This window comes from Pontibacter sp. HSC-14F20 (assembly GCF_019599265.1).
In the GTDB taxonomy this organism is placed as follows: Bacteria; Bacteroidota; Bacteroidia; order Cytophagales; family Hymenobacteraceae; genus Pontibacter.
In genome coordinates, this window is the sequence record NZ_JAHZTC010000001.1 from 107,231 (window position 1) to 131,614 (window position 24,384).

The 24,384-nt window shown below is 48.6% G+C and carries 22 protein-coding genes; 11 read left to right on the forward strand and 11 right to left on the reverse strand.

The features are described 5' to 3' along the window. Positions 1-72 precede the first annotated feature (72 nt). Positions 73-858 (reverse strand): DUF268 domain-containing protein, encoded by a 786-nt coding sequence (locus K3G39_RS00495; RefSeq protein WP_220624206.1) that lies wholly within the window; start codon positions 856-858, stop codon positions 73-75. A gap of 485 nt (positions 859-1,343) precedes the next feature. Between K3G39_RS00495 and K3G39_RS00500 the strand changes: the two genes are divergently transcribed. Further along, entirely contained in the window at positions 1,344-2,252 is a 909-nt protein-coding gene (locus K3G39_RS00500; protein ID WP_220624207.1) for a chain length determinant protein, read from the forward strand. A 74-nt stretch (positions 2,253-2,326) separates the two neighbouring features. On the opposite strand, the gene K3G39_RS00505 is transcribed toward K3G39_RS00500, so the two are convergent. The 9 genes from K3G39_RS00505 to K3G39_RS00545 all read right to left on the reverse strand — a co-directional run bounded on the left by K3G39_RS00505 (position 2,327) and on the right by K3G39_RS00545 (position 14,198). Next, the gene (locus K3G39_RS00505) at positions 2,327-3,877 is read right to left on the reverse strand and encodes a carbon-nitrogen hydrolase family protein (RefSeq protein WP_220624208.1); all 1,551 of its coding nucleotides are present in this window, start codon (positions 3,875-3,877) and stop codon (positions 2,327-2,329) included. A gap of 157 nt (positions 3,878-4,034) precedes the next feature. After that, positions 4,035-4,691: a CoA transferase subunit B gene (locus tag K3G39_RS00510; RefSeq protein ID WP_220624209.1), complete on the reverse strand. Its 657-nt coding sequence runs from the start codon at positions 4,689-4,691 to the stop codon at positions 4,035-4,037. A gap of 11 nt (positions 4,692-4,702) precedes the next feature. Continuing rightward, complete coding sequence (locus K3G39_RS00515; protein ID WP_220624210.1) at positions 4,703-5,401, reverse strand: CoA transferase subunit A; 699 nt, start codon at positions 5,399-5,401, stop codon at positions 4,703-4,705. Between the two features lie 552 nt (positions 5,402-5,953). Next, positions 5,954-6,892 (reverse strand): bifunctional riboflavin kinase/FAD synthetase, encoded by a 939-nt coding sequence (locus K3G39_RS00520; RefSeq protein WP_220624211.1) that lies wholly within the window; start codon positions 6,890-6,892, stop codon positions 5,954-5,956. Then, positions 6,876-7,571 carry a tRNA pseudouridine(55) synthase TruB gene (gene truB / locus K3G39_RS00525; protein WP_220624212.1) on the reverse strand — a complete coding sequence of 232 codons (696 nt, stop codon included), beginning with the start codon at positions 7,569-7,571 and terminating at the stop codon, positions 6,876-6,878. The genes K3G39_RS00520 and truB overlap by 17 nt, the downstream gene beginning before the upstream one ends. A 1-nt stretch (position 7,572) precedes the next feature. Next, a complete protein-coding gene (locus K3G39_RS00530; RefSeq protein ID WP_220624213.1) occupies positions 7,573-8,406 on the reverse strand; it encodes an undecaprenyl-diphosphate phosphatase in 834 nt (277 codons plus the stop codon). Positions 8,407-8,410: 4 nt separating this feature from the next. After that, positions 8,411-8,638 (reverse strand): DUF3098 domain-containing protein, encoded by a 228-nt coding sequence (locus K3G39_RS00535; protein WP_220624214.1) that lies wholly within the window; start codon positions 8,636-8,638, stop codon positions 8,411-8,413. Position 8,639: 1 nt separating this feature from the next. Continuing rightward, on the reverse strand, positions 8,640-9,539 hold the full coding sequence (locus tag K3G39_RS00540; RefSeq protein WP_220624215.1) for an ABC transporter permease: 900 nt from the start codon (positions 9,537-9,539) through the stop codon (positions 8,640-8,642). Positions 9,540-9,632: 93 nt separating this feature from the next. Further along, positions 9,633-14,198: a translocation/assembly module TamB domain-containing protein gene (locus K3G39_RS00545; RefSeq protein ID WP_255593679.1), complete on the reverse strand. Its 4,566-nt coding sequence runs from the start codon at positions 14,196-14,198 to the stop codon at positions 9,633-9,635. A 3-nt stretch (positions 14,199-14,201) separates the two neighbouring features. On the opposite strand from K3G39_RS00545, the gene tsaD reads away from it, so the two are divergent. The 9 genes from tsaD to K3G39_RS00590 all read left to right on the forward strand — a co-directional run bounded on the left by tsaD (position 14,202) and on the right by K3G39_RS00590 (position 22,552). After that, positions 14,202-15,209, forward strand: coding sequence for a tRNA (adenosine(37)-N6)-threonylcarbamoyltransferase complex transferase subunit TsaD (gene tsaD, locus K3G39_RS00550; protein ID WP_220624217.1), 1,008 nt, complete (start codon positions 14,202-14,204; stop codon positions 15,207-15,209). 154 nt (positions 15,210-15,363) lie between these two features. After that, positions 15,364-15,756, forward strand: coding sequence for a thioesterase family protein (locus K3G39_RS00555; protein ID WP_220624218.1), 393 nt, complete (start codon positions 15,364-15,366; stop codon positions 15,754-15,756). 1 nt (position 15,757) lies between these two features. Further along, positions 15,758-16,231 carry an SsrA-binding protein SmpB gene (gene smpB / locus K3G39_RS00560; protein ID WP_220624219.1) on the forward strand — a complete coding sequence of 158 codons (474 nt, stop codon included), beginning with the start codon at positions 15,758-15,760 and terminating at the stop codon, positions 16,229-16,231. 161 nt (positions 16,232-16,392) lie between these two features. Continuing rightward, a complete protein-coding gene (locus tag K3G39_RS00565) occupies positions 16,393-17,169 on the forward strand; it encodes an NlpC/P60 family protein (protein WP_370627163.1) in 777 nt (258 codons plus the stop codon). Between the two features lie 83 nt (positions 17,170-17,252). Next, positions 17,253-17,759 (forward strand): HNH endonuclease, encoded by a 507-nt coding sequence (locus K3G39_RS00570; RefSeq protein WP_220624220.1) that lies wholly within the window; start codon positions 17,253-17,255, stop codon positions 17,757-17,759. 543 nt (positions 17,760-18,302) lie between these two features. Beyond that, a complete protein-coding gene (gene rpsA / locus K3G39_RS00575; protein ID WP_220624221.1) occupies positions 18,303-20,189 on the forward strand; it encodes a 30S ribosomal protein S1 in 1,887 nt (628 codons plus the stop codon). A 231-nt stretch (positions 20,190-20,420) separates the two neighbouring features. Then, positions 20,421-20,900 carry a GNAT family N-acetyltransferase gene (locus K3G39_RS00580; RefSeq protein ID WP_255593681.1) on the forward strand — a complete coding sequence of 160 codons (480 nt, stop codon included), beginning with the start codon at positions 20,421-20,423 and terminating at the stop codon, positions 20,898-20,900. A 63-nt stretch (positions 20,901-20,963) separates the two neighbouring features. After that, on the forward strand, positions 20,964-21,509 hold the full coding sequence (locus tag K3G39_RS00585) for a dihydrofolate reductase family protein (RefSeq protein ID WP_220624222.1): 546 nt from the start codon (positions 20,964-20,966) through the stop codon (positions 21,507-21,509). A gap of 131 nt (positions 21,510-21,640) precedes the next feature. Further along, entirely contained in the window at positions 21,641-22,552 is a 912-nt protein-coding gene (locus K3G39_RS00590) for a pseudouridine-5'-phosphate glycosidase (protein ID WP_220624223.1), read from the forward strand. A gap of 17 nt (positions 22,553-22,569) precedes the next feature. Here K3G39_RS00590 and K3G39_RS00595 read toward each other — a convergent pair whose 3' ends face one another. Beyond that, positions 22,570-23,628 carry an acyltransferase gene (locus tag K3G39_RS00595; protein WP_220624224.1) on the reverse strand — a complete coding sequence of 353 codons (1,059 nt, stop codon included), beginning with the start codon at positions 23,626-23,628 and terminating at the stop codon, positions 22,570-22,572. Between the two features lie 377 nt (positions 23,629-24,005). On the opposite strand from K3G39_RS00595, the gene K3G39_RS00600 reads away from it, so the two are divergent. Further along, a complete protein-coding gene (locus tag K3G39_RS00600; protein WP_220624225.1) occupies positions 24,006-24,368 on the forward strand; it encodes a hypothetical protein in 363 nt (120 codons plus the stop codon). Positions 24,369-24,384: the final 16 nt, after the last annotated feature.

Here is a 24,384-nt window from a genome sequence, read left to right on the forward strand (position 1 = left end):
CAAAGATAGTCTGAATATGGAGAATTTCCTTAATAAGCTTAATGAGTCAAAAGCATTGGCAGAAATTAAATCTTACCGTTTAGTGAGCTCAAAAATGCCGCACCCATAAGTACAGCCACAATTTTCTGCAATCAATTGGTCTGTCAATTCAATGTCTTCGTGAAGATCACCTATGTCGTCTACAAAAGAGTAACGATCGAGCTTATAGTCTTTTAAAAGCAGCTGCAGCAAGTACTTTAAACTGAACACTCTGTGCGCATTAAACTCAATTCTTTGCGGGCCAATAGGAGTTGAAAAATAAAATTTACCACCTTTCTTCAAGACATGGTATATAGTTGAAAGGCCTTTCAGGTGTCCGTCTGCGTCAATCGGGTCGTTATAACGTCCAAGTCCGAAATGCTCTATGGCGTGGAGCGATGAGATAGAATCTGTGTAATCTGTTAACGCTGAGTTCGGCTGCATAAAGTCTGCCTGGACAAACTTTATATTCCCGATCTTATTCTCCAATGGGCGAATATCGAAGACCTCGATCTCTCTGAAAGAAGCAACATGAGCTACAAAACCATCGGTACGAGAACCAATATCAACATGGCGCAAAGGATTATCTCTAAAGACAGCTTTGGCTACATGAAGATCCTGATGAAAATAGTGCCCTGACATGATACCACTATCAGAGCGTTTATCCTGAAGCATAGGCCGCATCACCTGAACAGGAAACTCGTTTTGATTCTCTAACTGAGACTTCAGTTTACGCAGGTCCCGGTAGAACCAACTTAAACCTTTTATATTGTGATATGCAGTATTTGGGTCAAACCCAACAAAAGAGAGCTTCTGTAGTACTTTGTCAATCGTTTTCATTTGCTCTATACCTCAAAGAGTTGTGACTATAATCTCATCAACTCTTACTTTCAAACATAAGATCATCCTTAAATTGAATTTAGCAAGTTAATTAGCTCAAGTTAATATCTTGTACTTTATTGGGACGCTTTAATGAATTTCTGCTTTATAAATAGAGGCGCAGGTCCCAGTTTATTTATTGCTTGTAGTCTATTAATAATCTTAAATAAAGTCAGTTAGTGGCTTTATATTTGGCAATTAGCGGAAGTGCATTATTGCGTAGTGTCCTGATTATTCGCAGGTAATTTAAATTTTACTCAGGATCAATCAGAAAATAAAGGTAGTACTTTACAATTGGAAGGCAATATTTGATTTACCTGGCATCACTAGAAAAGTGTAGAATCTGTTGGATGTGGTTTCCCTAAATGATTAGCTATCATAAAATAGATACTCAAATGATCATAACAAACAGATAGTTGTATATTTGCTGCCTGAACTGAAACCATATGCACGAATTGAAAGATAAGGACAATAAGAGGCCGCGAGGTTCTTCAGATGAGGTAGACCTATACTTCCTTTATTTAAAACTGAGCGAATTATTTCAGGCTAGTGGTAGGGGGATTTCTAATTTTTTCAGAACACTGCTTTTTTACAAATGGTTGCTCGTTGCTTTTGTTGTATTAGGTATAGGCCTGGCTTATATAACCTATTCCACCAAAAAGCCATACTATACCTCGTCCATGACCCTTATGCTTGCTAATATCCGAAACGAATTCATAGAGGACCAGCTCAACAAACTCACTATTATGATAGCGGAGGATAACTTTGAGGCTGTAGCTGAGCGGCTTGATATTTCTTCAGCTCAAGCAAAAGAAATAAAGGATATGGCCTTCAGTAACCTGGATGCGGACAGAGTTGACGAAGATAGCGTGCTTACTGGTTCTCCTTTCCGCATTGAGTTATCGCTGTATGACAGAACTTTATTTGATACGATGGAACCAGCACTCACTAGCTTCCTTGAAAGCAACCGATACTTTGCCAGACAGAAACGTATTAAGCAGAGGCAAATAGAGCGAATTATTCGGAAACTTGATGGTGAAATCAGTTCGATTGACAGTTTAAAAACGGATGTAAATAGCCCTAGGGGGCCTGTAAATGGGTTTGTATATGGTCAACCTATAGATCCAACCAATCTTTATCGAGAGAGTATTTCTTTGTTTAAAGAACAGGTAAAATTAGAATCTGACCTTGAAAAGCTAGATAACGTTGAGGTTGTGACAGGTTTTGCACCTAAGCTTAGACCGACTGGTCCTAGTTTATTCAAACACTTAGTCATTGGAGCTTTCCTTGCCTTTGTCTTAGGTGTTCTGATGGCCTTAATTCTACAGTCTAATCGCATGAATAAGCTTAAGTAAGCTTTGGAACTCAAGAATGCAAAATCCCCGCTACTTCTAAGAGTAGCGGGGATTTTGCATTCTTGAGTTTATTCCTACTCCTCCTGCCTCAAAACCCAACTCAGATTATACAAATCCTTGCGTCGGTCTTTCAGGTTCCTTACACTACCGGCGGTATTCAGGTCCTTGAGCAGGTTCAGGTCTAGGTCGGCGATCAGGGTCATCTCGGTGTTCGGAGTGGCTTCGGCTACCACCGCATCGTGCGGGAAGGCAAAGTCAGAAGGGGAGAAGACGGCTGACTGGGAATACTGGATGTCCATGTTCTCTACCTTTGGCAGGTTGCCCACACTACCCGTAATGGCCACATAGCACTCGTTCTCGATGGCGCGGGCCTGTGCGCAGAGACGTACCCGGAGGTAGGCGTTCTTGGTATCCGTCCAGAAAGGCACAAAGAGGATTTTCATGTCCATGTCGGAGAGCATGCGGGCCAGTTCCGGGAATTCTACATCGTAACAGATCAGGATACCAATTTTGCCAATGTCTGTGTCGAATATCTTGAGTTTGTGACCACCCCGCATACCCCAGTAATGCGACTCATCCGGGGTAACATGTAGCTTGTATTGCTTGTCGTAAGTACCGTCGCGGCGGCAGAGGTAGCTCACGTTATAGAGCTTGTTGTCGTAGTACTCCGGCATGCTGCCGGCAATGATGTTGATGTTGTAGGAGAGGGCCAGGTGAATCATACGCTCCCGGATTTCCTCGGTATACTCGGCCATGCTTCGGATTGCCTCAGAAGGGGACTCCTCGTTGGTAAGGGCCATCAGCGGAGCGTTGAAGAACTCAGGGAATACCACCATGTCCGACTTGTAGGAGCTGACAGTATCGACAAAAAACTCTACCTGCTGCATGAAATCATCCAGATCTTTTACGGCACGCATCTGCCACTGCACAATACCGATCCGGACAACAGTCTTTTTGCCCCCTAGCAGCTCTTCTTTCTCTTCATAGTACACGTTTATCCACTCCAGCAGCGTGGCGTAGGCGCGTGACTCTGTATCATCTGGCAGGTAGCCTTTGAGAATTTTTCGCACGTGGAAATCGTTGCTGAGCTGGAAGGAAAGCACCGGGTCGGCCAGTTCCTTGTTGCGCACCATTTCGATGTACTTGGCTGGCGTGAGCTTATCAGCATAGTCCTTGTAACCAGGTATACGGCCGCCGGCAATGATGCCGCGCAGGTTGAGGTTCTCGCAAATTTCCTTACGGGCATCGTAGAGGCGTCTGCCCAGGCGCAGGTTGCGGTAGTCCGGATGCACAAAAACGTCGATGCCATACAGGGTTTCGCCCTCTGGGTCATGTGACTTGAAGGTGCCCTTGTCGATGATCTGGTCGTAGGTATGCTTGTCGCCATACACGCTGTAATCTACAATCAGGCTGAGGGCCACGGCTACTACCTTCCCTTTGTCTTCTATACAGATCTGTCCTTCCGGAAATTTTTTGAGGAGATTGGAGAACTCTTTGCGGGTCCAGGCGCCGTCAATATTGGAGTAGACCAGGTCCATGATCTCTTTTACTTCTTTGTAATCTTTGAGCTCCAACTGGCGCAATAACAGCCGGTGCTCAGAGTTTGCTTCTATTTTTTCACTCATGTTTCAGGTTTGGGTTGCTTGCTACGGGTATACGTGAAGCAAGTATTATTTTGATATGATATTTTAATTGAAAGCAAGAAATGCTGCCTTCTGGCAAATTTAAAAAGAAAAAGCGCAGCTTTAACACCGCGCTTTTAATGTGACAAGTATAGCTCTTTTAGAGCTGCACTTCCGGTATATCTCCTTCCACAATCAGGCGTCCTTCGGTTGCCCGCTGAATCTCTTCTACCGTCACGCCTGGCGCTCGTTCCAGTAGTTTAAAGCCATCTTCTGTTACTTCGATCACAGCCAGATCAGTTACGATTTTCTTGATGCATTTCAAGCCCGTGATCGGCAGGGTACATTCTTTTAGCAGTTTGGACGAGCCATCGCGGGCGGTGTGCTGCATGGCCACAATAATGTTTTTGGCAGAGGCTACCAGGTCCATGGCGCCGCCCATACCTTTCACCATCTTGCCCGGAATCTTCCAGTTGGCAATATCGCCTTGCTCCGACACCTCCATGGCGCCCAGGATAGTCAGGTCCACGTGCTCACCCCGGATCATACCAAAGCTCTCAGCAGAACTGAAAATAGAAGATCCGGGCAGGGTCGTGATGGTCTGCTTGCCGGCGTTGATCAGGTCAGCGTCTACTTTGTCTTCGGTTGGGAAGGGGCCCATACCTAGTAATCCGTTTTCAGACTGCAGCACCACTTCCACCCCTTCAGGAATGTAATTGGCCACCAGCGTAGGTATACCGATGCCAAGATTGACGTACATTCCGTTTTTCACTTCTCTGGCGATTCGCTTCGCTATTTGATTTTTATCAAGTCCCATTTCTTTGTCGGTTAAGCAGTTCTAACTGTGCGCTGTTCAATACGCTTCTCGTACTTCTCGCCCTGGAAAATGCGCTGCACGTAGATGCCGGGCGTGTGAATCATGTTCGGGTCCAGCTCGCCGGCAGGTACCAGCTCTTCTACCTCCGCCACAGTGATTTTACCGGCTGCGGCCATCATCGGGTTGAAATTGCGGGCCGTGCCTTTGTAGATCAGGTTACCGGCAGTATCTCCTTTCCAGGCTTTCACAAAAGAAAAGTCTGCCTTCAACCACGATTCCATCAAATACATTTTGCCGTTAAATTCCCGGCTTTCTTTTCCTTCGCCCACCTCGGTGCCGTAGCCGGCAGGGGTGAAGAAAGCAGGTATACCGGCTCCTCCGGCACGAATGCGTTCGGCCAGCGTTCCCTGCGGAGTCAGCTCAACCTCCAGTTCACCGCTCAGCAACTGGCGCTCAAACTCTGCGTTTTCGCCTACATAACTGGCAATCATCTTTTTGACCTGGCGCTTTTGGAGCAGCAGACCGATACCATAGTCGTCCACGCCGGCATTATTGGAAATACAGGTCAGATCTTTTACACCAAGGCGCAACAGTTCCTGTATGGCGTTTTCAGGGATGCCACACAAGCCAAAGCCCCCCAGCATGAAGGTCATGCCATCCTGTACACCCTGCAGGGCCTCGTGTGCGTTTTTTACAGTTTTATTTATCATCGTTAGAAGGTATGCTTATGCGTCGGTCCGGCAGGTATAGCCGGCACTGACAGCAATTGAACTAAGTTTTATCCGATAGAAAGTTAGATAGAAAAAAGGCCATATACAATTGATTCCGCTGTGTTTTTAGGTGAAACAGGTCTCTGCGGAGGTGAGGTGTTGTTTTTTTGGCATCATCAGCTTCTGACCGTTTGTCTTCTCTAGGTATAGCATCAATTCTGGTCATGTCCCAAAAATAACCAGGTAGGAACAGCTTGGAGGTATGAGGGAATCAAGATGTTGGTGTTGAAAGGTGGCTGACAAACCAAAAACAGAGAAAGACCCGCAGAAGACTATAGAGTCAGGCTGGGCACCAGAAAACTTACATCTTCATGTAGTTACGAGAGAAGTCCTTGAATCCGCTTAAAAATATGGGTAACCCTAAGGCGCTATACCTCGCAAGAGAAATATAATATGACGATCAGAATTAAAGCTCTATGCCTTAGGCTGTTGGGACGGGGCTCGTGAAGTATAGTTTGTAGGGAGCGGGTAGCTCATCGGAATATGGATGAACTATACCTGAATCGACTTTAACACACGCAGGGCATCTTCCTTGTCTTTGGCGAGCTGTGTTTTAAGGGCTTCCAGTCCGTCGAATTTCTGTTCCTGGCGCAGCATTTCAACAAATTCTACCGTTAAGGTATGCCCGTATAGGTTGCCTTCATAATTGATCAGGTGCACTTCCAGGGTAAGGTGGGCACCATCTACCGTCGGGCGAACACCGATGTTCATCATACCGGGCAGGCGCTGTCCATCGTGCTTTACCCATACGGCATACACACCATGGGCAGGTATAAGCTTGTGGGGAGCAGGCATTTCCAGGTTGGCAGTCGGAAACCCGATCGTGCGGCCCAGTTTGTTACCTTCCACTACGGTAGAGGTCAGGCTGTAGGTATGGCCCAGGTAACGGTTGGCGGCAGGTATATCACCCGATTCGATGGCTCTGCGTATTTTAGTGGAGCTCACCCCGATATCGTCCACATCCTGACGCGGGATTTCCTCAACCTCGAAGCCATACTGCGCAGAGCGAGCCTTCAGATGTTCAAAGCTACCTTCGCGGTTTTTGCCGAAACGATGGTCGTAGCCAATAACGAGTACCTTGGTATGGATCGCCTTTACCAGCACATCTTCAATAAAGGAGCGGGAACTCAGGCGTGAAAAGGCTTTGGTGAAAGGAATGATCAGCAGATAATCGATGCCAAAGCTGCGCAACTGCTCGATGCGCTCATCAACGGTGGCGAGCAGCCTGAGGTCATTGTCTTCCGGGAAAAGCACCAGGCGTGGGTGTGGCCAGTAGGTAATTACCACACTCTGCCCGTCTGACTGGCGGGCTCGTTCCTTCACCCGCTGCAGGATCTTCTGATGGCCTACATGCACACCGTCAAAAGTGCCACTGGTCACCACCGGGAAACTAAGCTTCGGGAAATCAGCTATATCACGAATTACTTCCATTCGCTTCGAGTTGGGCTCTTCTGATCTGCTGAATGTCTTCTATCGTGAGGGCATCGGTTAACTTATACTCCCCGATTCGAGTGCGTACGAGCGCTGAGAGGTGAGCGCCTACGCCCAGTTTCTGACCCAAGTCATGCGCCAGACTACGAATATAGGTGCCTTTGCTGCAGATCACCTTAAAGGAGATGACAGCACCTTCTATATTTGTGATCTCAAACGCCTTGATGGTAATAGTACGAGGCTTCATTTCGGCTTCCTTGCCTTTACGGGCCAGGTCATAAGCACGTTTGCCGTCTATCATCACGGCCGAGTAAATAGGAGGGATCTGCTCAATTGTGCCTACAAAGCTATCGGCTGCCGCCTGTACATCTCCCGGCGTGATGTGACTGATGTCCTTGCTTTCACTGACAGGGGTTTCCAGATCGTAGGAAGGCGTTGTCTGACCGAGCGTGATGGTACCGGTATATTCTTTTTCCTGTGCCTGAATCTCTTCAATGCGTTTGGTGAATTTACCGGTGCAAAGAATCAGTAGTCCGGAGGCGAGTGGATCGAGTGTGCCGGCATGGCCGATTTTCTTTACCCGGAGGGTATTACGTACTTTCTTCACTACGTCAAACGACGTCCAGGTAAGCGGTTTATCAAGTAACAGGATTTCGCCTGCTTCAAAGTTATAATTCATGTTATACTCTTAAGTCAACACCCATGGCCAGCAGCGCTAGCAGCGCTATACCTAACGCGATGCGGTAGTAGCCAAACATTTTAAAGCCATACTTGGTCAGGAAGTTGATAAAGAACCTGATCGCGATCATCGCCACTATAAACGCCACAACATTGCCAATAAGCAATAATCTCAGGTCATCGCCTGTGATTACGTCGAAGCTGTTCCTGATTTTTACGAGGTCAAACATAAGAACGTCTGAAAGCTCCAGTTTCAGAAGGTCTTTGATCAGCTTATACGATGAGGCTGCCAGCATTGTGGGTACGGCCAGGAAGAAGGAAAATTCGGCCGCCGCTTTGCGGTTTATACCTTGTGTGAGCCCTCCGATAATAGAAGCCGCAGAGCGTGATACCCCCGGGATCATGGCGATACACTGGAAAAAACCAATGACCAGCGCATTTTTGTAGGTGATTTTGTTTTCCTGGGCATGTGCAAACCACTTATCCACGAAAAGCAGCACCACACCGCCTGCTACCAGCATCAGCGCCGTGATGAGCACGCTGCCCAGCATAGCGTCAATCACATCGTTTAGCAGAAAGCCGATGACAGCCGCAGGTATAAACGCGAGGAGCAGCTTCTTGTAAAACTCAAAACTGTTAATGAAGCGCTTCCAGTAAAGTACCACCACCGACAGTATGGCCCCAAACTGAATATTGACAGCAAATATTTTGGTGATCGGAAGTTCGTTTATACCCATCAGGGCCGAAGCGATGATCATATGGCCTGTAGAGGATACAGGCAAAAACTCGGTAAGTCCTTCAACTATGGCTAAAATAATAGCCTGCCATTCACTCATCTAACTAATCTTGTGTGTTTTCATGTGTTCTGTCTTTTACCATGATCGCAAACAGCTCGATCACGAAGCCGGCCATCACCACGATCGGACCCAGCGTGATGCCCATAAAGCCCAGTCCGTACTGTTCCTTATCGAGCGTCATGATGATAAAGCCAAGGGCCAGCACAACGATGCCAACCAGCATCAGGATGTAGTTTTTTTTGCCAAAGGCAAGCTTATTCTTATTTTCCATATTAATATAGTTCGTCTAGTGAAAGGCCCAGGTACTTGCGTACAGCACGGTAAGAGCTCAGGAATCCGATTACGGCGCCCAGTACAATCAGCGCAATCATGAGCATGTACATCTGCTCATCGTCTTTCAACAGGCTCAGCTCTGTAATCTCGCGATAGGCATACTGCATCAGCGCAAAAAGCAGGATAGAGGCAACAATTCCACTGATAATGCCCTGGAATGCGGCCCGGTTAAGGAAAGGACGCTGAATAAAAAATGACGTGGCTCCAACCAATTGCATACTCCGGATCAGGAAACGCTGGGAGTATAATGCAAGTTTGATGGTATTGTTGATCAGTATAATCACCACCAGCACCAGTATAGCGGCAAAGCCAAGTAGCAGGATACTGATTTTCTGGATGTTGCTGTTGATGGATTCGATCAGGCTTTCGACATACTGTACTTCGTATACCCCCTCAATTCCTTCGATGTCGTTTTTTATACCTTTCAGTTGGGCTGAACTGGAACTCTCAGCGTTGATCCGGATCACATAGGTGTCACGCAGCGGGTTATCGCCCAAGAAGGCTGTGAAATCTTCGCCGGTTTCTTCCAAAAAGGCCTTGGCACCCTCTTCTTTTGACAGGAACCGCACTTGGGCCGTGTCTCCTTTATAAGCAACAAACTCTTTTGCAGCCAGTGTTTTTTGTAAGCGATCCAGCTGCACCTGCGTCAGGTTGCGATCCAGGTATACCTGCATCTCAATGCTTTCTTTCACAATATCCGACAGCTTACCGGCATGAATCAGGAGCATGCCAAACAGACCGATCACAAACAAGGCCAGGGAAATGGAGAACACCACCATGGCATGCGGGTAATTACCGAGCTTCTTCTTCTTAACTGTCTTGGGGGTAGTTGTTGCCATACGATACGCTTCCGTGCAAAAATAGAAATATTATTTAAATATGAGGTGCTTCCGTGCTGCTAATACAAAAAGCCCGGCTTACTATACCGGGCTTTAGAGATTCATGCGTGGGTCAGAGTCGAGGATGATCGGGTCTTCCCGCTGTTCCCGACGGCGTTCGCGACGTGCTTCCCGATCCCGGCCAAAAAGCTCCCGCAAACTATCAAAGTGTTTGGTATGGAGCAAGCTGAGTCGCTGAGTGTTGGTGATACGGCCATTCGTAGTCGGCAGCGTATTATACTCCAGGCGCCCGCGCAACTCGCCGCTCTTTGTAATATAGTACTCCACTGACCAACTGCCCTGGTAAGTGTTGCGGTTAGCACCGCCTGCCTGCCCAGTCTGCAAATTGTTGGACCCCAGGCCTGTCTGACTACTGACACGCAGACGGCCCTGGAAGAAAGAGTAGCTCAACCTTAGCTGTAAAGCAGAGAGGTCAGCCTGACTGATGTCACCCAGGCCAATATCAATTTCCAGGTTGCTGTCAATAGAGTTGAGGAAGCCACTTAGCTGACCGGTGAGCAAACTACCCAGACTTCCGCCTACTGCCGCCGCACCGGGGTTCTCACCGAAGAATGTGCCTGGCGGAGCCAGTCTGCGGAGTACCAGCAAGCTGAATACCTGCCTGTTTAGTTCGTTTTCATCGTTCCTTATCCCCAGCAGAATCGGCTCAAGGCCAAGCCTCACACTGGCTGGCAGGTTCTCAAAATCCAGGTCCAGACGTATGTCTGGTGTCAAGATAGGGCCTTTCAAATCAACAATGGCTGTTACAGGATAGCTGCCCTGTACACTGCCTATTTGAGCGCCGCTCGGTGTAAGGTCGTCTATTCGGGTATTTTGTACATAAGTGGCCCTGATGTCCATATTACCTTCCAGCGGATCGCCGTTCCAGGACAGCGTACCCCCAGGCGTCACCCTGAATTCGCGTGACACCACGCCCTCGAGCAGGTTAAGGTTATAGGCACCGTTAGCTATCACAAAATTGCCAAACATGTTAAACTCGCCACGGGTATCAATAGTCATTTGAATCTGTCCACTTCCTGAACCCCGGATCACATCCCCGGTTTGCCGGTCGATGATGATCTCAAAATAGGCATCGTCGGTTACGTCGAGGTCGAAGTTCATGTTGATGCCGGACAAATCTACCTTTTGCTCTTCAACAGCAACGGCCACGCCGGTAGAGTCGCTGATGTTGCGGTTTACGAAGCGGATAAAGTCTTTGCGGGCCAGGTCCGTCTGGTTATCAAGCGGCACTACAATGCGGGTATTGGCATCGCTGCGGGCGTTCACATCTATCTTAAGGTTTTCAACGGGACCCAACACACTGGCTGTTCCTGTGCCAAAGGCGGTGCCATAGTAGAGCTCGTTCTGTTCGTAGGTCGTGTTCAGAATCATCAGGTTCCGGAAGCGGGCGTTCAGATCGAGCACCATATTTTGGAAACCATCATGAGCAATGCCGCCGGTCACGTAGCCAACGTTACCGTACAGGTCGCGCAGCTGCGCATTGCGGAAGCTGATGCTATTGGCCCCAAAGTATACGCGATCGGAGAAGCGGTAGGTGGTGCCCAGGTAATCGAATCGGAACTGCCCATCGGTTACCATCACCGACCCTGTCAGCACCGGAGCGGTCAGTCTGCCGAGCACCCGGATGCGCCCTTCCATCGTGCCTTCCAGTTCCGACATGATCGGTTTCAGGATCGGCTCCACGATCTTGAGCTGGGTTTCATCCAAAACGGCCAGCATGTCCAACTGCTCTTCTTCGGCACGGGGGAAGTAGTTGCCGGTCAGTGTCAGTACTTTTTTATTATTACGGTCTATGTCCACATCTACCATCAGCTGCTGCTGGGCATTGTTCCAGTCACCTTTACCCTGAATGTCACCGATCAGTACATTGTCCAGGTAAAAAGAGTCTACACGCATACCTGCGTTCAGGATGGCATTATTATAAACATCCTGTGCTGTGAGCTCGGCATTAAGCGTACCCCTGATCTGCTCCGGCATGAGCGGGTTTAGGTTGCGCAGGTCAAAGTTCTTGATGCTGGCTACCAATGTACTTCCCGGGTCACGCCCGACAGCCCCGTCTACCCGAATGATCTGGTTCTGATTGGAAAGTATCAGTTCCTCGAAATCCAGCCGCTTTCCGTTCTCGCTGATGTAAACCATACTGCCGGGCTGGAAGGCCCAGGGGGTTTCACGGAGCGTGATGTTCGATCGGCCAAATACAACTTGCAGGCGATCCTGCAGGAAATTCACATCGCCTACCACGGTTGCCTGGTTATTATAGGCCGGTTGCAGCAGGTTGGTATAAAACCCGATGGTGCGCTCACTCCAGATTGCTTCAAGCAGCAACCGTTCTGTTTCCCCTACAGAGGGCAGCAACTGCTTGTCAGAGGTGAACTGGGCACTGGCCAGTACATTCGGACTATTCTGCAACTTGGAAGTGCTAAGTTCTATGTCATTATGGTAGAGCGTGACGTCGTCATATAATATCGTGTCCACTCGCGCATAGGAAGTCAGGATGACTGTGTTGCCGTGCCGGAAAGTGCCTTCTAGCTTAGAAAAGTCAGAAATAGTGAGTTCCGGCACAAACAATTGGAGCAGCGGATTTACCCGCCTCAGGTATAAGTCATAGTCAAGACTGTATTCGGGCTGTGTATCCGGGCGCTTCCTTCTGTAATAAGCTGCTGTGGCGTCATCATTACTCTCAAAATTCAGCTTGTATTCCTGTACCAGTTGTTTCAGGTCGTCAATCAGGGCAGAATAGTTGAAGTCGCCGCTCACACGTAAAGCCAAAGGAGTAGAGCGCAGGGTCAGGTTGCGTATACCTTCGCCAATGTAGGACTGCACCCGGATCGTGTCGAGCGCGATGCGTCGGCCTTCGTAGGTAACGGCGGCACTATCGAAAAAGGCAGTGCCCTGGAAGTCGTCCAGTCGGAGGCCCTGGAAGTTGAGGTCGGCATTTGCCTGCACGATTAGAGACTTATCCGTAATGCGGAGGGCTTTCAGGTCGGCTTTGTTTAGGTCAGCTCTCAGGTTAAAGGCTTGATTGTTGTTTGCCAGATTTACCTCTCCGTTGGCCGTAAAGACTAGGTTCGGATCAGCAATAGCAAAGCGGCCTTCATAACGCTGATGACTGAAAGTACCATCGGTGCGGATATTACGGTAATTGTAATCCAGCACATGGAGTTGGGCAATGTCAGCATTGATCTGCAGGCGGGCATCCTTCATCGTAAAGCCGGAACCGACCACGCGGCCATCCATTGTGATTGTTTTAATGACATCGGCCTCACCAATCAGACGACCTATGTGGAAATTCTGGGTTTTGAGGCGACCACGGTAAGATGAGGTATTGGTAGCCCGGTTGATCTTCATGTTGATATCCGACTGCACATTGCCCAAGGCCGTAATAAAACTACCATTGGCCACAAAGTCGTTGTAAAAACCCAGAAAGCGCCCGTCAATTTTCACAGTACCCAGCCGGGAAGCAATAGTATAGGCATCGGCAGGCAGAAACTGTTTGATATCTTCCGCATTCAGAGTCGAGGGCTGCAGACGGATGTTGGCAAAAGTTTCACCCCAGTTAGGCAGCCCGTCCACGTTCATGGTGCCTACAATGTGGGTGTTCAGTCCATACTTTATGTCCAGGTTCGACGCCATAAACTCCGCCACGCGGCCCTCCACCTCGGCAGAGGCGATGTAGGCATTTTCATCATAGTCTTTGAGTGGGGGAGCAAACAGGGCAATATCGCGGGAGTAAAGGTGCGAATCCTTGATGCGACCCGTCACAGTCACGCTGTCCATGAAGTTGGAGAAGTTGCCGAAGCGGCTATAGTCGAAGCGTATGTACTCCTGCACGTTGCTGTCGTTCACTCGCAGGTCGAGCTCGTCCCATTCCCAATAAGTGGAAGCGTAGGTCATCAGTACATCGAGGTTGTGCAGGCGTATACCTGACGGACGTTCGCGAGCGGTCAGATCCGAAACCCGTACCTTCAGCGTATCACCGGGCTCAAACTCCGTGAAGCGTGCCGAGATGCTGTCGATGGCCAGGTGAAAGTAATCAATGCCGTAGTCGGTGCGGGAGCGGTTAAAATCGTCGTATGTAAAGGCACCGTTCTTTATGACAAGTTCATCGATTGAAAACTCAAAAGGCTGGGAGGCTTTAGTGGTGTCTTTGGTGATCAGGTCGCCAAGCGATTTCAGGAACGTAGACAGGTTAAGGGAGTCGGTACCCTCATACATTGCCAGGTTAGCCCGCGGCTCTTGTAGTTCCAGGGTAGAGATGCCGAGAGTGTTTGGCTGGAAGATGGAAAACAGGCTGACGTCGGCTTCGGCACGGCCTACGTAGAACAGCTCCTTGCCTCGGTAGTCGAGGACCTTCACCTGCTCCAGGATCACATTGCTGAAAAACTCAATATCTACCCGTCCGATGGTAACCTCATGGTCAATAGTGCGGGAGATATACTCGGCCGCCTTCTGGGCGACTCTGGTTTGCACGCCCGGGTAACGAATGGCCACAAAAACTACCGCAAATGCCACCAAAAGCAACAGGATTACCGCCAAAACTATTTTTAGAATAGCTTTTCCTATAACTTTGAAGAGATTTATGGACTGTTCTTTTTCCAAAAGATGACCGAACCTACAATATTAGCGATTGAATCTTCGTGTGACGAAACGTCTGCTGCGGTTATACGTGGCGGCAAAGTTTTGTCGAATGTCATTGCTACTCAGGCCGTTCATGAAAAATATGGCGGCGTTGTGCCTGAGCTTGCTTCGAGAGCGCATCAACAGAACATCATTCCGGTGGTGCAACAGGCTTTGAGTACAGCAAATGTAAACAAAACTGACTTAAATGCAGTGGCTTTTACCCGTGGTCCGGGCTTGCTGGGTGCGCTGCTGGTCGGTAGCTCTTTTGCCAAGTCATTTGCGCTGGGCCTCAACATCCCGCTCATCGACGTGAACCACATGCAGGCGCATATTCTGGCACACTTCATCGACGATCCAAAACCCAACTTCCCATTCCTGTGCCTGACCGTGAGTGGAGGCCATACCCAGATTGTGCTCGTAAAAGACCACCTGGACATGGAGATTATCGGGCAAACCACGGACGATGCCGTAGGAGAGGCCTTCGACAAAACAGCCAAAATGCTTGGCCTGCCATACCCGGGCGGACCCATGCTCGACAAGACGGCGGCACAAGGCGACCCGAGGGCATTTCCGTTTCCGGTTGGCAACATGCCCGGCTACGACTTTTCGTTCAGCGGCATCAAGACCTCAGTGCTCTACTTCCTGAAAGATAAAACGAAAGACAACCCGAACTTCGTACAGGAGAATCTGGCTGATATCTGCGCCAGCGTGCAGTATACCCTGATCAAGACCCTGTTGAAGAAAGTGGTTCAGGCAACCAAGGACTTAGGTATAAAGGAAGTGGCTATTGCCGGTGGGGTTTCTGCTAATTCAGGCCTGCGGCAGACCTTGCAGGACTATGCCAAAAAGTACGATTGGAAGGTATACATCCCGGCTTTTCAGTATTGTACCGATAATGCAGGTATGATAGCTATAACAGCACATTACCAATACCTTAAAGGTGACTTTGCTGACCAGTACGTGAGCCCGGAACCGAGGATGAGGTTTTAGTAAATTTAGTAGTTTGAGAGTTGGCGATTTGGAGAGTTAACCTGTAGGGTCAGGTCGCGACCTGACCGAATCGTGCGGGGTTAATCATACACGGACATCAATCAACAATTAACAATTCATTAAATCACTCATTCACAAAATCACTCAATCAAAAATGAAACACCCTCTTCAGATCGGCGACACCAAGGTATACCGCAAGATAATAACGGCGGCGGACTTTGCACGTTTTGATGATGGGTTGGTGCATGCGGTTTGCTCTACCTTTTCGTTGGCGCAGGCGGCTGAATGGGCTGGCAGGTTGTTTGTGCTGGAGATGAAAGAAAAAGATGAAGAAGGTATAGGTACCTTTCTGACTATCAATCATAAAAGTCCGGCATTTGAGGGCGATACTATTGAAATAATTGCTCAGCTGAAATCGCAGGAAGGTAATAATGTAATTTGTAGCTTTGAGGCCCGGGTGGGAGATAGGCTGGTGGCAGACGGGGAGACCGGGCAGAAGATTTTAAAGAAAGAAAAACTGGCCAGCGTGCTGGCTACAACAAACTAGCATGACGAAAGCAAAAGATAAAGAAAGAATCAAAAAGCACGTCAATATCCAGAACCGCAGAGCTTCTTTTGAGTTTCAGTTCCTGGACAAGTATACGGCAGGCATCATGCTCAAAGGCACCGAGATCAAATCGATCCGGGAGGGGCAGGTGAACCTGCAGGATGGCTACTGTGTGCTGCACAACGGCGAGCTATACCTGCACAATGTGCACATTTCTACCTATACCGAAGGCACGCACTACAACCACGAGCCCATGCGCACAAGAAAACTCCTCGTGAACAAGAGCGAACTCCGAAAATTGGAGAAGGGGGTGCAGGAGCAAGGAGTAACGATTATACCTACACGAATGTTTATAAGCGAGCGTGGATATGCTAAAGTAGAGATTGCACTGGCACGTGGTAAGAAGCTGCACGACAAGCGGGAAGACATCAAAGCAAAGGATATAAAACGCGAGCTGGACAGAAGCGGGTATTAAGGGAATTGTAAATGAGTGATTGTGTGAATGAGTGAATTTATTGAGGGTATAACGCTCAATGAGATTCGTGCATCACTAAGGCGAAAGTAAGGCCAATTACTCATTCAAAGCCAAATAACTATTCGCTCAATTACTCATTCACTCAATCAAAATTAAAGAAAGTGGACTACGGAATATGCATGCTCAGTTTGGTGCCGATGCGCGCTGAGCCTTCGGATAAAGCAGAAATGGTGACGCAGGTGCTCTTTGGGGAGTGTCTGGAGGTGCTTAGCAAGCAGGGTAACTGGGTGAAGGTGCAGCTGGCTTCGGATGCGTATACCGGCTGGATCGATTTCAAGCAATATGTACCCGTCTCGAAAGGTTATTACCAGGAGTGGAAGGCAGCGCAGCATCCACGGGCGCTGGATATTGTGCAGGTAGTGAGCAATGCGGAAACGCGCATACCGGTAGGTATAGGGGCTTATCTGCCTTTTTTTGATGGCATCAGCCTGCGCATCGATGGGCAGCATTACCAGTACAGCGGCCGGGCCACGAATCCTGCTATACCTGTTACGACGGCTCAACTTGCTAAATTAGCCCTTGGCTTTCTGAAAGCACCTTATCTGTGGGGTGGCAAGTCTATGTTCGGAATTGACTGCTCGGGCTTTACACAGCAGGTATACGGCCTTTGCGGCTACCAATTGCCTCGTGATGCGAGTCAGCAGGTGGCGGTGGGCGAAGAGGTGCACTTTGCTGCACAGACTCAACCTGGCGATCTGGCTTATTTTGCCAATGAAGAGGGGCGTATAACCCACGTAGGTATCATGCTGGAGGGTCAACAGATCATGCACGCCCACGGCGAGGTCCGCATTGATACCCTGGATCACAACGGTATTTACAATGCCGAGCGCAAGCGTTACTCCCATAAACTACGTATCATCAAGCGCATTTTTTCCTGATTCTCAGCATTTTTCTTTGAACTTAGGCTATAACGAGTTGGTTAATTCTCGTAGAAGCTATAGCAAAAGTTCAAACAAGTGCCATGAGAGACAAAGTGCTGATATTAAACCAGGACTTCAGCGCGATCGCCGTTTGCACGGTGACCAGGGCCTTTTTGCTTGTATTCCTCGATAAAGCAGAGCTCATTTCCAAAGCCAACGGTTCTGTTTTGCGCACAATCAGCACTTCCTATCCTGTTCCCTCGGTTATCCGGCTGCAGCGCTATGTCAAGGTGCCCTACTACGGTATAGCCCTGAGTAGGCACAATGTGTTGCGACGCGATAACTTCCTCTGCCAGTACTGTGGAGCCTCCCGTAACCTGACTATGGATCACCTGCTGCCCCGCTCCAGGGGAGGGGAGACCAGTTGGTACAACATCGTGACGGCCTGTTCAAGGTGCAATTCCCGCAAAGGCGACCGGACCCCCGAAGAAGCCGGCCTGAAGCTGTATCGCACCCCGTCCCGCCCTTCCCTCTATACCTTCCTGCAACAGCACCTGAATGACTCCAACGAAGACTGGCAGGTATACTTGAAAGTGTCTAAAAAGTAGGACTATATGGTTGCTATTATATTTAGCCTAATAGTTTCAACTAGCTAATATTCAGAGTTTAGTAGTCTGTTGTGTTTATGTAAAGTTGAAGTTGTGGAATTGTGTTGGTGCTGCTTCACGTTCACAATGAATTTCTCCCTGAAGCAGGTATAGATTAGATGCGTTTTAGCTGTGCGCTATACCTGAAAAGGCAAAGGTTCTCAGGTGGGTTATACCTGTATGTTCAAAAGCATATACCTTGGTTTTGTTCAAATGCCAGGAGTCAAGGATAATCAGACGGGAAGGACCGCTTGGCTATGCCTGCTGTTCGCTTTGTTGGTATGTGCTGTTTGTATACCTGTTTGTGCCCTCTGAATCAGGTACTTATACCTGGCAGATCTTTTCTAAAATCTATACTATATACTAGCATTATTTTAAAGTATTTCTTACTTTTGCCCCTTCATTCGAGTGAATGGCCCCGGCACCGCGTCCAGGGAAATGTAAAACCAAACCAAACCGGCCCATTGCTCTAAGCCGGTGGCTTCTCCAGAGCAGTAAAACATTATGAGTAATTCTCCAGATAATTTCGATTGGGACAAGTTTGAGTCCCAAGGTTTCGGTGGCGGCTACAGCAAAGACGAGCGCGCTGAAATGGAAAAAATGTATGACGACACCCTGACTACTGTACAGGAGCAGGAGGTTGTTAAAGGAATCGTGGTAGGCATCACTGATCGTGACGTGATCCTGAACATCGGTTTCAAATCTGACGGCCTGGTGCCGGTTTCTGAATTCAGAGACTTGCCAGAGCTGAAAGTTGGCGACGAGGTTGAGGTGTTCATCGAAGACCAGGAAGACCCGAATGGCCAGCTGATCCTTTCCCGCAAGAAAGCGAAAATCGTTAGCGCATGGGCTAAAATCTATGACGCCCTTGAAAACGACAACGTGCTGGAAGGTGTGGTTAAGAGAAGAACTAAAGGTGGTCTTATCATGGACCTCTACGGTGTTGAAGCCTTCTTGCCAGGTTCTCAGATCGACGTGAAGCCGATCCGTGACTTCGACGTGTTCGTTGGTAAGAAGATGGAAGTGAAAGTTGTGAAAATCAACGCCGCTTTCGACAACGTGGTAGTATCTCACAAAGTATTGATCGAGAAAGATCTGGAGCAGCAGCGTGCAGCCATCCTGAACAACCTGGAAAAAGGTCAGGTGCTGGAAGGTGTTATCAAGAACATGACAAACTTCGGTGTGTTCATCGACCTTGGTGGCGTAGACGGTCTGCTTCACATCACAGATATCTCTTGGGGACGTATTAATCACCCAGAAGAAGTATTGAACCTTGACCAGAAGGTGAACGTGGTAGTGCTTGACTTCGATGATGACAAGAAGCGTATTTCTCTTGGCATGAAGCAGCTTACTCCGCACCCATGGGATGCATTGCCAGCTGATATGGAAGTTGGTACAAGAGTAAAAGGTAAGATCGTTAACGTGGCTGATTACGGCGCATTCCTTGAGCTGATGCCAGGCGTTGAAGGTCTGATCCACGTATCTGAAATGTCATGGTCACAGCACCTGCGCAACCCACAAGACTTCATTAAGCAAGGCGACGAGGTTGAGGCAGTTGTATTGACACTTGACCGCGAAGAGCGTAAAATGTCTCTGGGCATTAAGCAGCTTACTGAAGATCCTTGGACAAAAGAAGATGTTATCACGAAATATGCAGTAGGCACCAAGCACACTGGCGTAGTTCGTAACCTGACAAACTTCGGTCTGTTCCTGGAGCTGGAAGAAGGTGTTGATGGTCTGGTACACGTATCTGACCTGTCTTGGACTAAGAAGATCAAGCACCCATCTGAGTTCGTGAAAGTTGGTGAAAACCTTGATGTAGTTGTTCTGGAGCTTGACGTAGCTAACAGAAGACTTGCTCTTGGTCACAAGCAGCTGGAGGAGAACCCTTGGGATACGTTCGAGTCTGTATTCAACATCGGTTCTGTGCACAAAGCTACAGTTCTTGAGAAGTCAGACAGAGGCGCTACACTGGAGTTGCCATACGGCATCGAAGGTTTCTCATTCCCGAAAGGTCTTGCTAAAGAAGACGGTTCTCAGGTAGAGGCAGGCGAAACGCTTGACTTCCGTGTAACTGAATTCTCTAAGGACGACCGTAAGATCATCCTTTCGCACACTGCTACTTACTCTGAGGCTGACAACGCACGTATCGCGAAGGCCACTAAGAAAGCTGCTCCTGCAGGCGGTGGTGAGAAGAAAGAGAAAGCTCCAAAAGTTCAGAAAGAAGTAGAAAACAAGTCTACTCTTGGTGATCTGGATGCCCTTTCTGCCCTGAAAGAGCAAATGCTTGAGAATGAAAAAGAAGCCGGTGTGAAGAAATTGGAAGCTGCTGCCGCTAAAAAGGCAAAAGGTTCTGACGAAGCGTCTGCTGAAGAAGAGAACAACGCTTAGTAGTAAGCTTGTCTTATAATGAAAGGCCCCGGAGCAATCCGGGGCCTTTTTTTGTGTTATACGATCTGTTACAGGTTTACTGTCGCAACTCAGCCCTCATACCAGAAAGGTCACCTGTTACATAACTAGTAATAGCGATCATGTGGTAATGGGCAGGGAATACCCAAGGGTCCTGTTTTTTCGTTTCAGAATTGATCGGTTTCATTTTCTTGTCCTACTTCAAAGTTATTGATGATGCAGAAGAAAGACGTTGCTATTAATGCTGTAGAAATTTACCGGCTCGGGAAAGAGGACCTGGGCAAATTTATCGCGCTCATCCGATTATTTGAGGATATATTTGAGATGAAAAACTTTTCACTTCCTCAACCGGATTACTTGCAAACACTGCTGCACAAGCATGATTTTTATGTTTTTGTAGCTATGTTGGGCGATCGTGTAGTAGGCGGTTTAACAACCTATGTGCTCGAACAGTACTTCTCAGTGAAACCCCTGGCTTATATTATGGACCTGGTCGTTGCCACAGAACACCAGCGACAAGGTATAGGGAAGAGGTTAATAGAGGCAACCACCCGTTTTTATACAGAAAAGGGTTTTGAAGAGGTGTTTGTCCAGGCAGATAAAGTTGACGTTTATGCAATCGATTTCTATCGTTTGACAAAACCGACAGCAGAAGAGGAGGTTGTGCATTTTTACTATATTTTGAACAAGTAAAGTTGAATAGGCGGATGCGATTTGCTTACTATTGATTTCCAAATCAAAAACCTGAACTCAAAAATGCGAAAAGTAATCTTGGACTTGGCCGTAACCCTAGACGGCTACATTGAAGGACCTACTGGCGAAACAGATTGGTGTATCCTGGATGACGACATGGACTTCCCAAGATTTCTGGCAGGTATAGATACGATTCTCTGCGGTCGGGTAAGTTATGAAATGTGGGGTAACTTCGAGCCAGAACCCAGTGCAAACGAAACTGAGAAGGCTATCTGGTCGGCTGTTCACGCTAAAGCGAAGATTGTTTTCTCCAGTCGGGAGCAGCAGGACAGCAGGGTTACTTATATTACATCCGGTATACCTGAAAAAATCGCCGGGATGAAACAGCAGGAGGGCAAAGACATTTGGTTGTACGGAGGATCAAAACTCATTACCACCTTCATCCAGCATGGCCTGATTGACATCTACCGTATTTCTGTGCACCCCACCGTATTGGGAGCAGGCAAGCCGCTGTTTCAAGACCTGAAGGAAAGGATAAATCTCAACTTGATAGAAGCGAATAGATTCAGATCCGGGGTGGTACAGCTGATTTATGAGCATAAGGGCTGATTAACAAATTGTTAGATAGATATGCCTGACGTATTCGCCAGCGCAATAATTATTTAATCAGGTGTAAGATGAAAAGCTTTAGTTGAGTTCAATATCCAAATTAAAGAATCCCTCAAAATCAGAATAACTCCATGAACCCTTATTTGGAAATTCTTCCCGAAGTACAGCAGGCCCTGGCCAATGGTAAGCCCGTTGTAGCATTGGAGTCAACGATTATCGCGCATGGCATGCCGTATCCGCAGAACGTGCAGACGGCGCTGGAGGTAGAGGCAGTCGTGCGGGAAGCGGGGGCTATACCTGCCACCATCGCCATTCTGAACGGCAAGTGCTGTGTAGGCCTTACGCAGCAGCAGATCGAGCATTTGGGGCAGGCTAAGGATGTCTGGAAAGTGAGTCTGGTCGATATGCCCTATGTCGTCAGTCAGCGACTGGATGGTGCTACGACGGTGGCAACCACCATGCGCATTGCCGCCATGGCAAGTATACGGGTGTTTGTGACGGGCGGAACCGGAGGCGTGCACCGGGGCGCTGAGACCACCCTGGATATTTCAGCGGACCTGACTGAAATGGGACAAACCTCCGTTGCAGTAGTTTCAGCGGGTGTCAAGTCGATCCTGGATATCGGGCTGACGCTGGAGTACCTCGAAACAAAAGGTATACCGGTTGTTACTATCGGGCAGGATGCGTTTCCGAGCTTCTACTCCCGCCAAAGTGGCTTTGCCTCTCCCTTGCGACTGGACTCTCCCCGTGAAATAGCTGATATGTTGCGTATTAAGTGGGACTTGGGTCTGAATGGAGCTGTGCTAATAGCCAATCCTATACCTGAAAAGTTCGAAGTGCCGGCGCCGGAAATGGAATGGTACATCACCCAAGCCCTGCATGCCGCCGCGCAGCAGCACATAAAAGGCAAAGCCGTTACTCCTTTTCTCTTAAAGTATATCGCTGAGCACAGTCATGGCGAGAGCCTCGAAGCCAATATTGCCCTGATCAAGCACAATGCCAGACTTGGAGCGGAGCTGGCCGCTGCCTATACCCAGGTTTAGGTTTAGTTCTGCTATACCTATTTGGTAGGGACAGTCTCCGGCTTGGCAAACCCACTGACAGGTGCTTTCTTCTCTTGTGGCAGGGCATGGCCAGACCGCTGCTTATACCAGGACTTGAGGTGGCTCACAGCAGGCTTTTCAATATAGGTAGTGATCAGCCAAGCCGCAGTGAGCGAAATGGCCAGCGGCGGTACAATCACCAGCAAACTGTCGCCGAACAAGTGACGGGTCTCGTTTATGATCACGTAGCCAATAAACTGGTGGATTAGGTATAGCGCGTAGGAGATACTCCCTAAAAAGAGCAGCACTTTGTTTACCAGAAACTCCATTTTGCCCATCAGCCCCAGGTAGAAGACAGCGAAGAATGAAATCACCACTAGGGTATGCGGCAGTCCCTCCGGCAGGTATAGCGCTACAATGGCGGCAATACTAAACAGAAGATGTCCGAGGATAATATTTTTCTTTTCAGGCTGCTTCATGAGCAGGTAGAAGAGGATGCCCGCATAGAAGAACACGCCGTGGTAGAGGTTGAGCAACGCACCAACCGGGCCAAAGCTAAACGCATACTTGTGTACCAAACTTAGCAGCACCCAAACCGGACCTACCCACAGAATACGCTTCAGGTTGTTGGTCATGAACAAACCGAGCATCATCAGATAAAACATCCACTCCGAGAACAGCGACCAGTATACCCCGTCCACATCCGGCACCTGGGCGAGCTTCTGGAACATAGTCAGGTTCACGAGCATGTCCGTAAAAGTTGTCTCAAAACCCGGCAAACCAAATGTCTGTACCACCACAAAGGTTGTGATCATGCTGAACCAGTAGGTCGGGTAGAGACGAATGCCCCGGTTAAAGAGAAATTCGCTGCCGCTCTTGATTCTGTCGAAGCTGAAGAAGATCACAAAGCCAGAGATCATAAAGAAAAGCTCTACCCCGAACAAGCCGTAGTCGAAGTCGAAGGCAGGGGAGAAGCGGTGGCCATAAAGGCTGCGATAAACGGAAGTATAGTGGAAGAGGGCCACTGAGAGTGCGGCAATGCCCCTTAATGCGTCAAGGAATAGAAGTCTGTTCATAAAGGTAATCGTTACGGGCTCCGAAGGTATAGGGCCGTAGCCTGGGTCCTTCCGCACCGCTAACAGGCAGATTCGGCCTGAATTTATAGCGTGCTATTGTAAAGGGTAACAGCCCAAACAAGTCTGGGTACGACGGTCTGGCCGTGTCTGTTTCGAACTATGGCGGATGCGCATAGTGGTTTTTCAGAATATACCGGGAAAGAAGCGATAAAGTTATGGCAGGCGCGAAGAGTTTTTAAGCAGGCGGAATTGACCGTATGTCGGATGGTTTTTGGTTTTGCGGCACCTTTTTGGTAGCTTGTCGGTTGTAACAAAAGCGCCATGGTCTGCCAAATGGATGGCAGGGGCAGAAGGCTGCTCAATTTTTAAATCATTGCATGAAAACTACCATTAATGTACTGCTGGCTGCTGCCCTGATTGGTTTTAGCGCTTGCTCAGAAGACAATAAGACAACCAGCACAGCTGCTAGCCAGTCAACCACTGCACCAACAAGCAGTAACGCTGCGACAGCCGCGCCAGCAGGCAATGTAGCCCTGAATCCGGAGCACGGACAGCCGGGCCACCGCTGCGACATCGAAGTGGGCGCACCGCTGAACCTGCCAGCACAGCCCAGACTGACGGCACCGCAGCCTGCTTTCCAGCCGCAGGTATCTGGTTCTGTTGCAGCCGGCACCAACCCGCCTCACGGCCAGCCTGGTCACGACTGTGCTGTACCTGTAGGAGCTCCGCTTTCTAAATAATCTTGCGCATTCTATT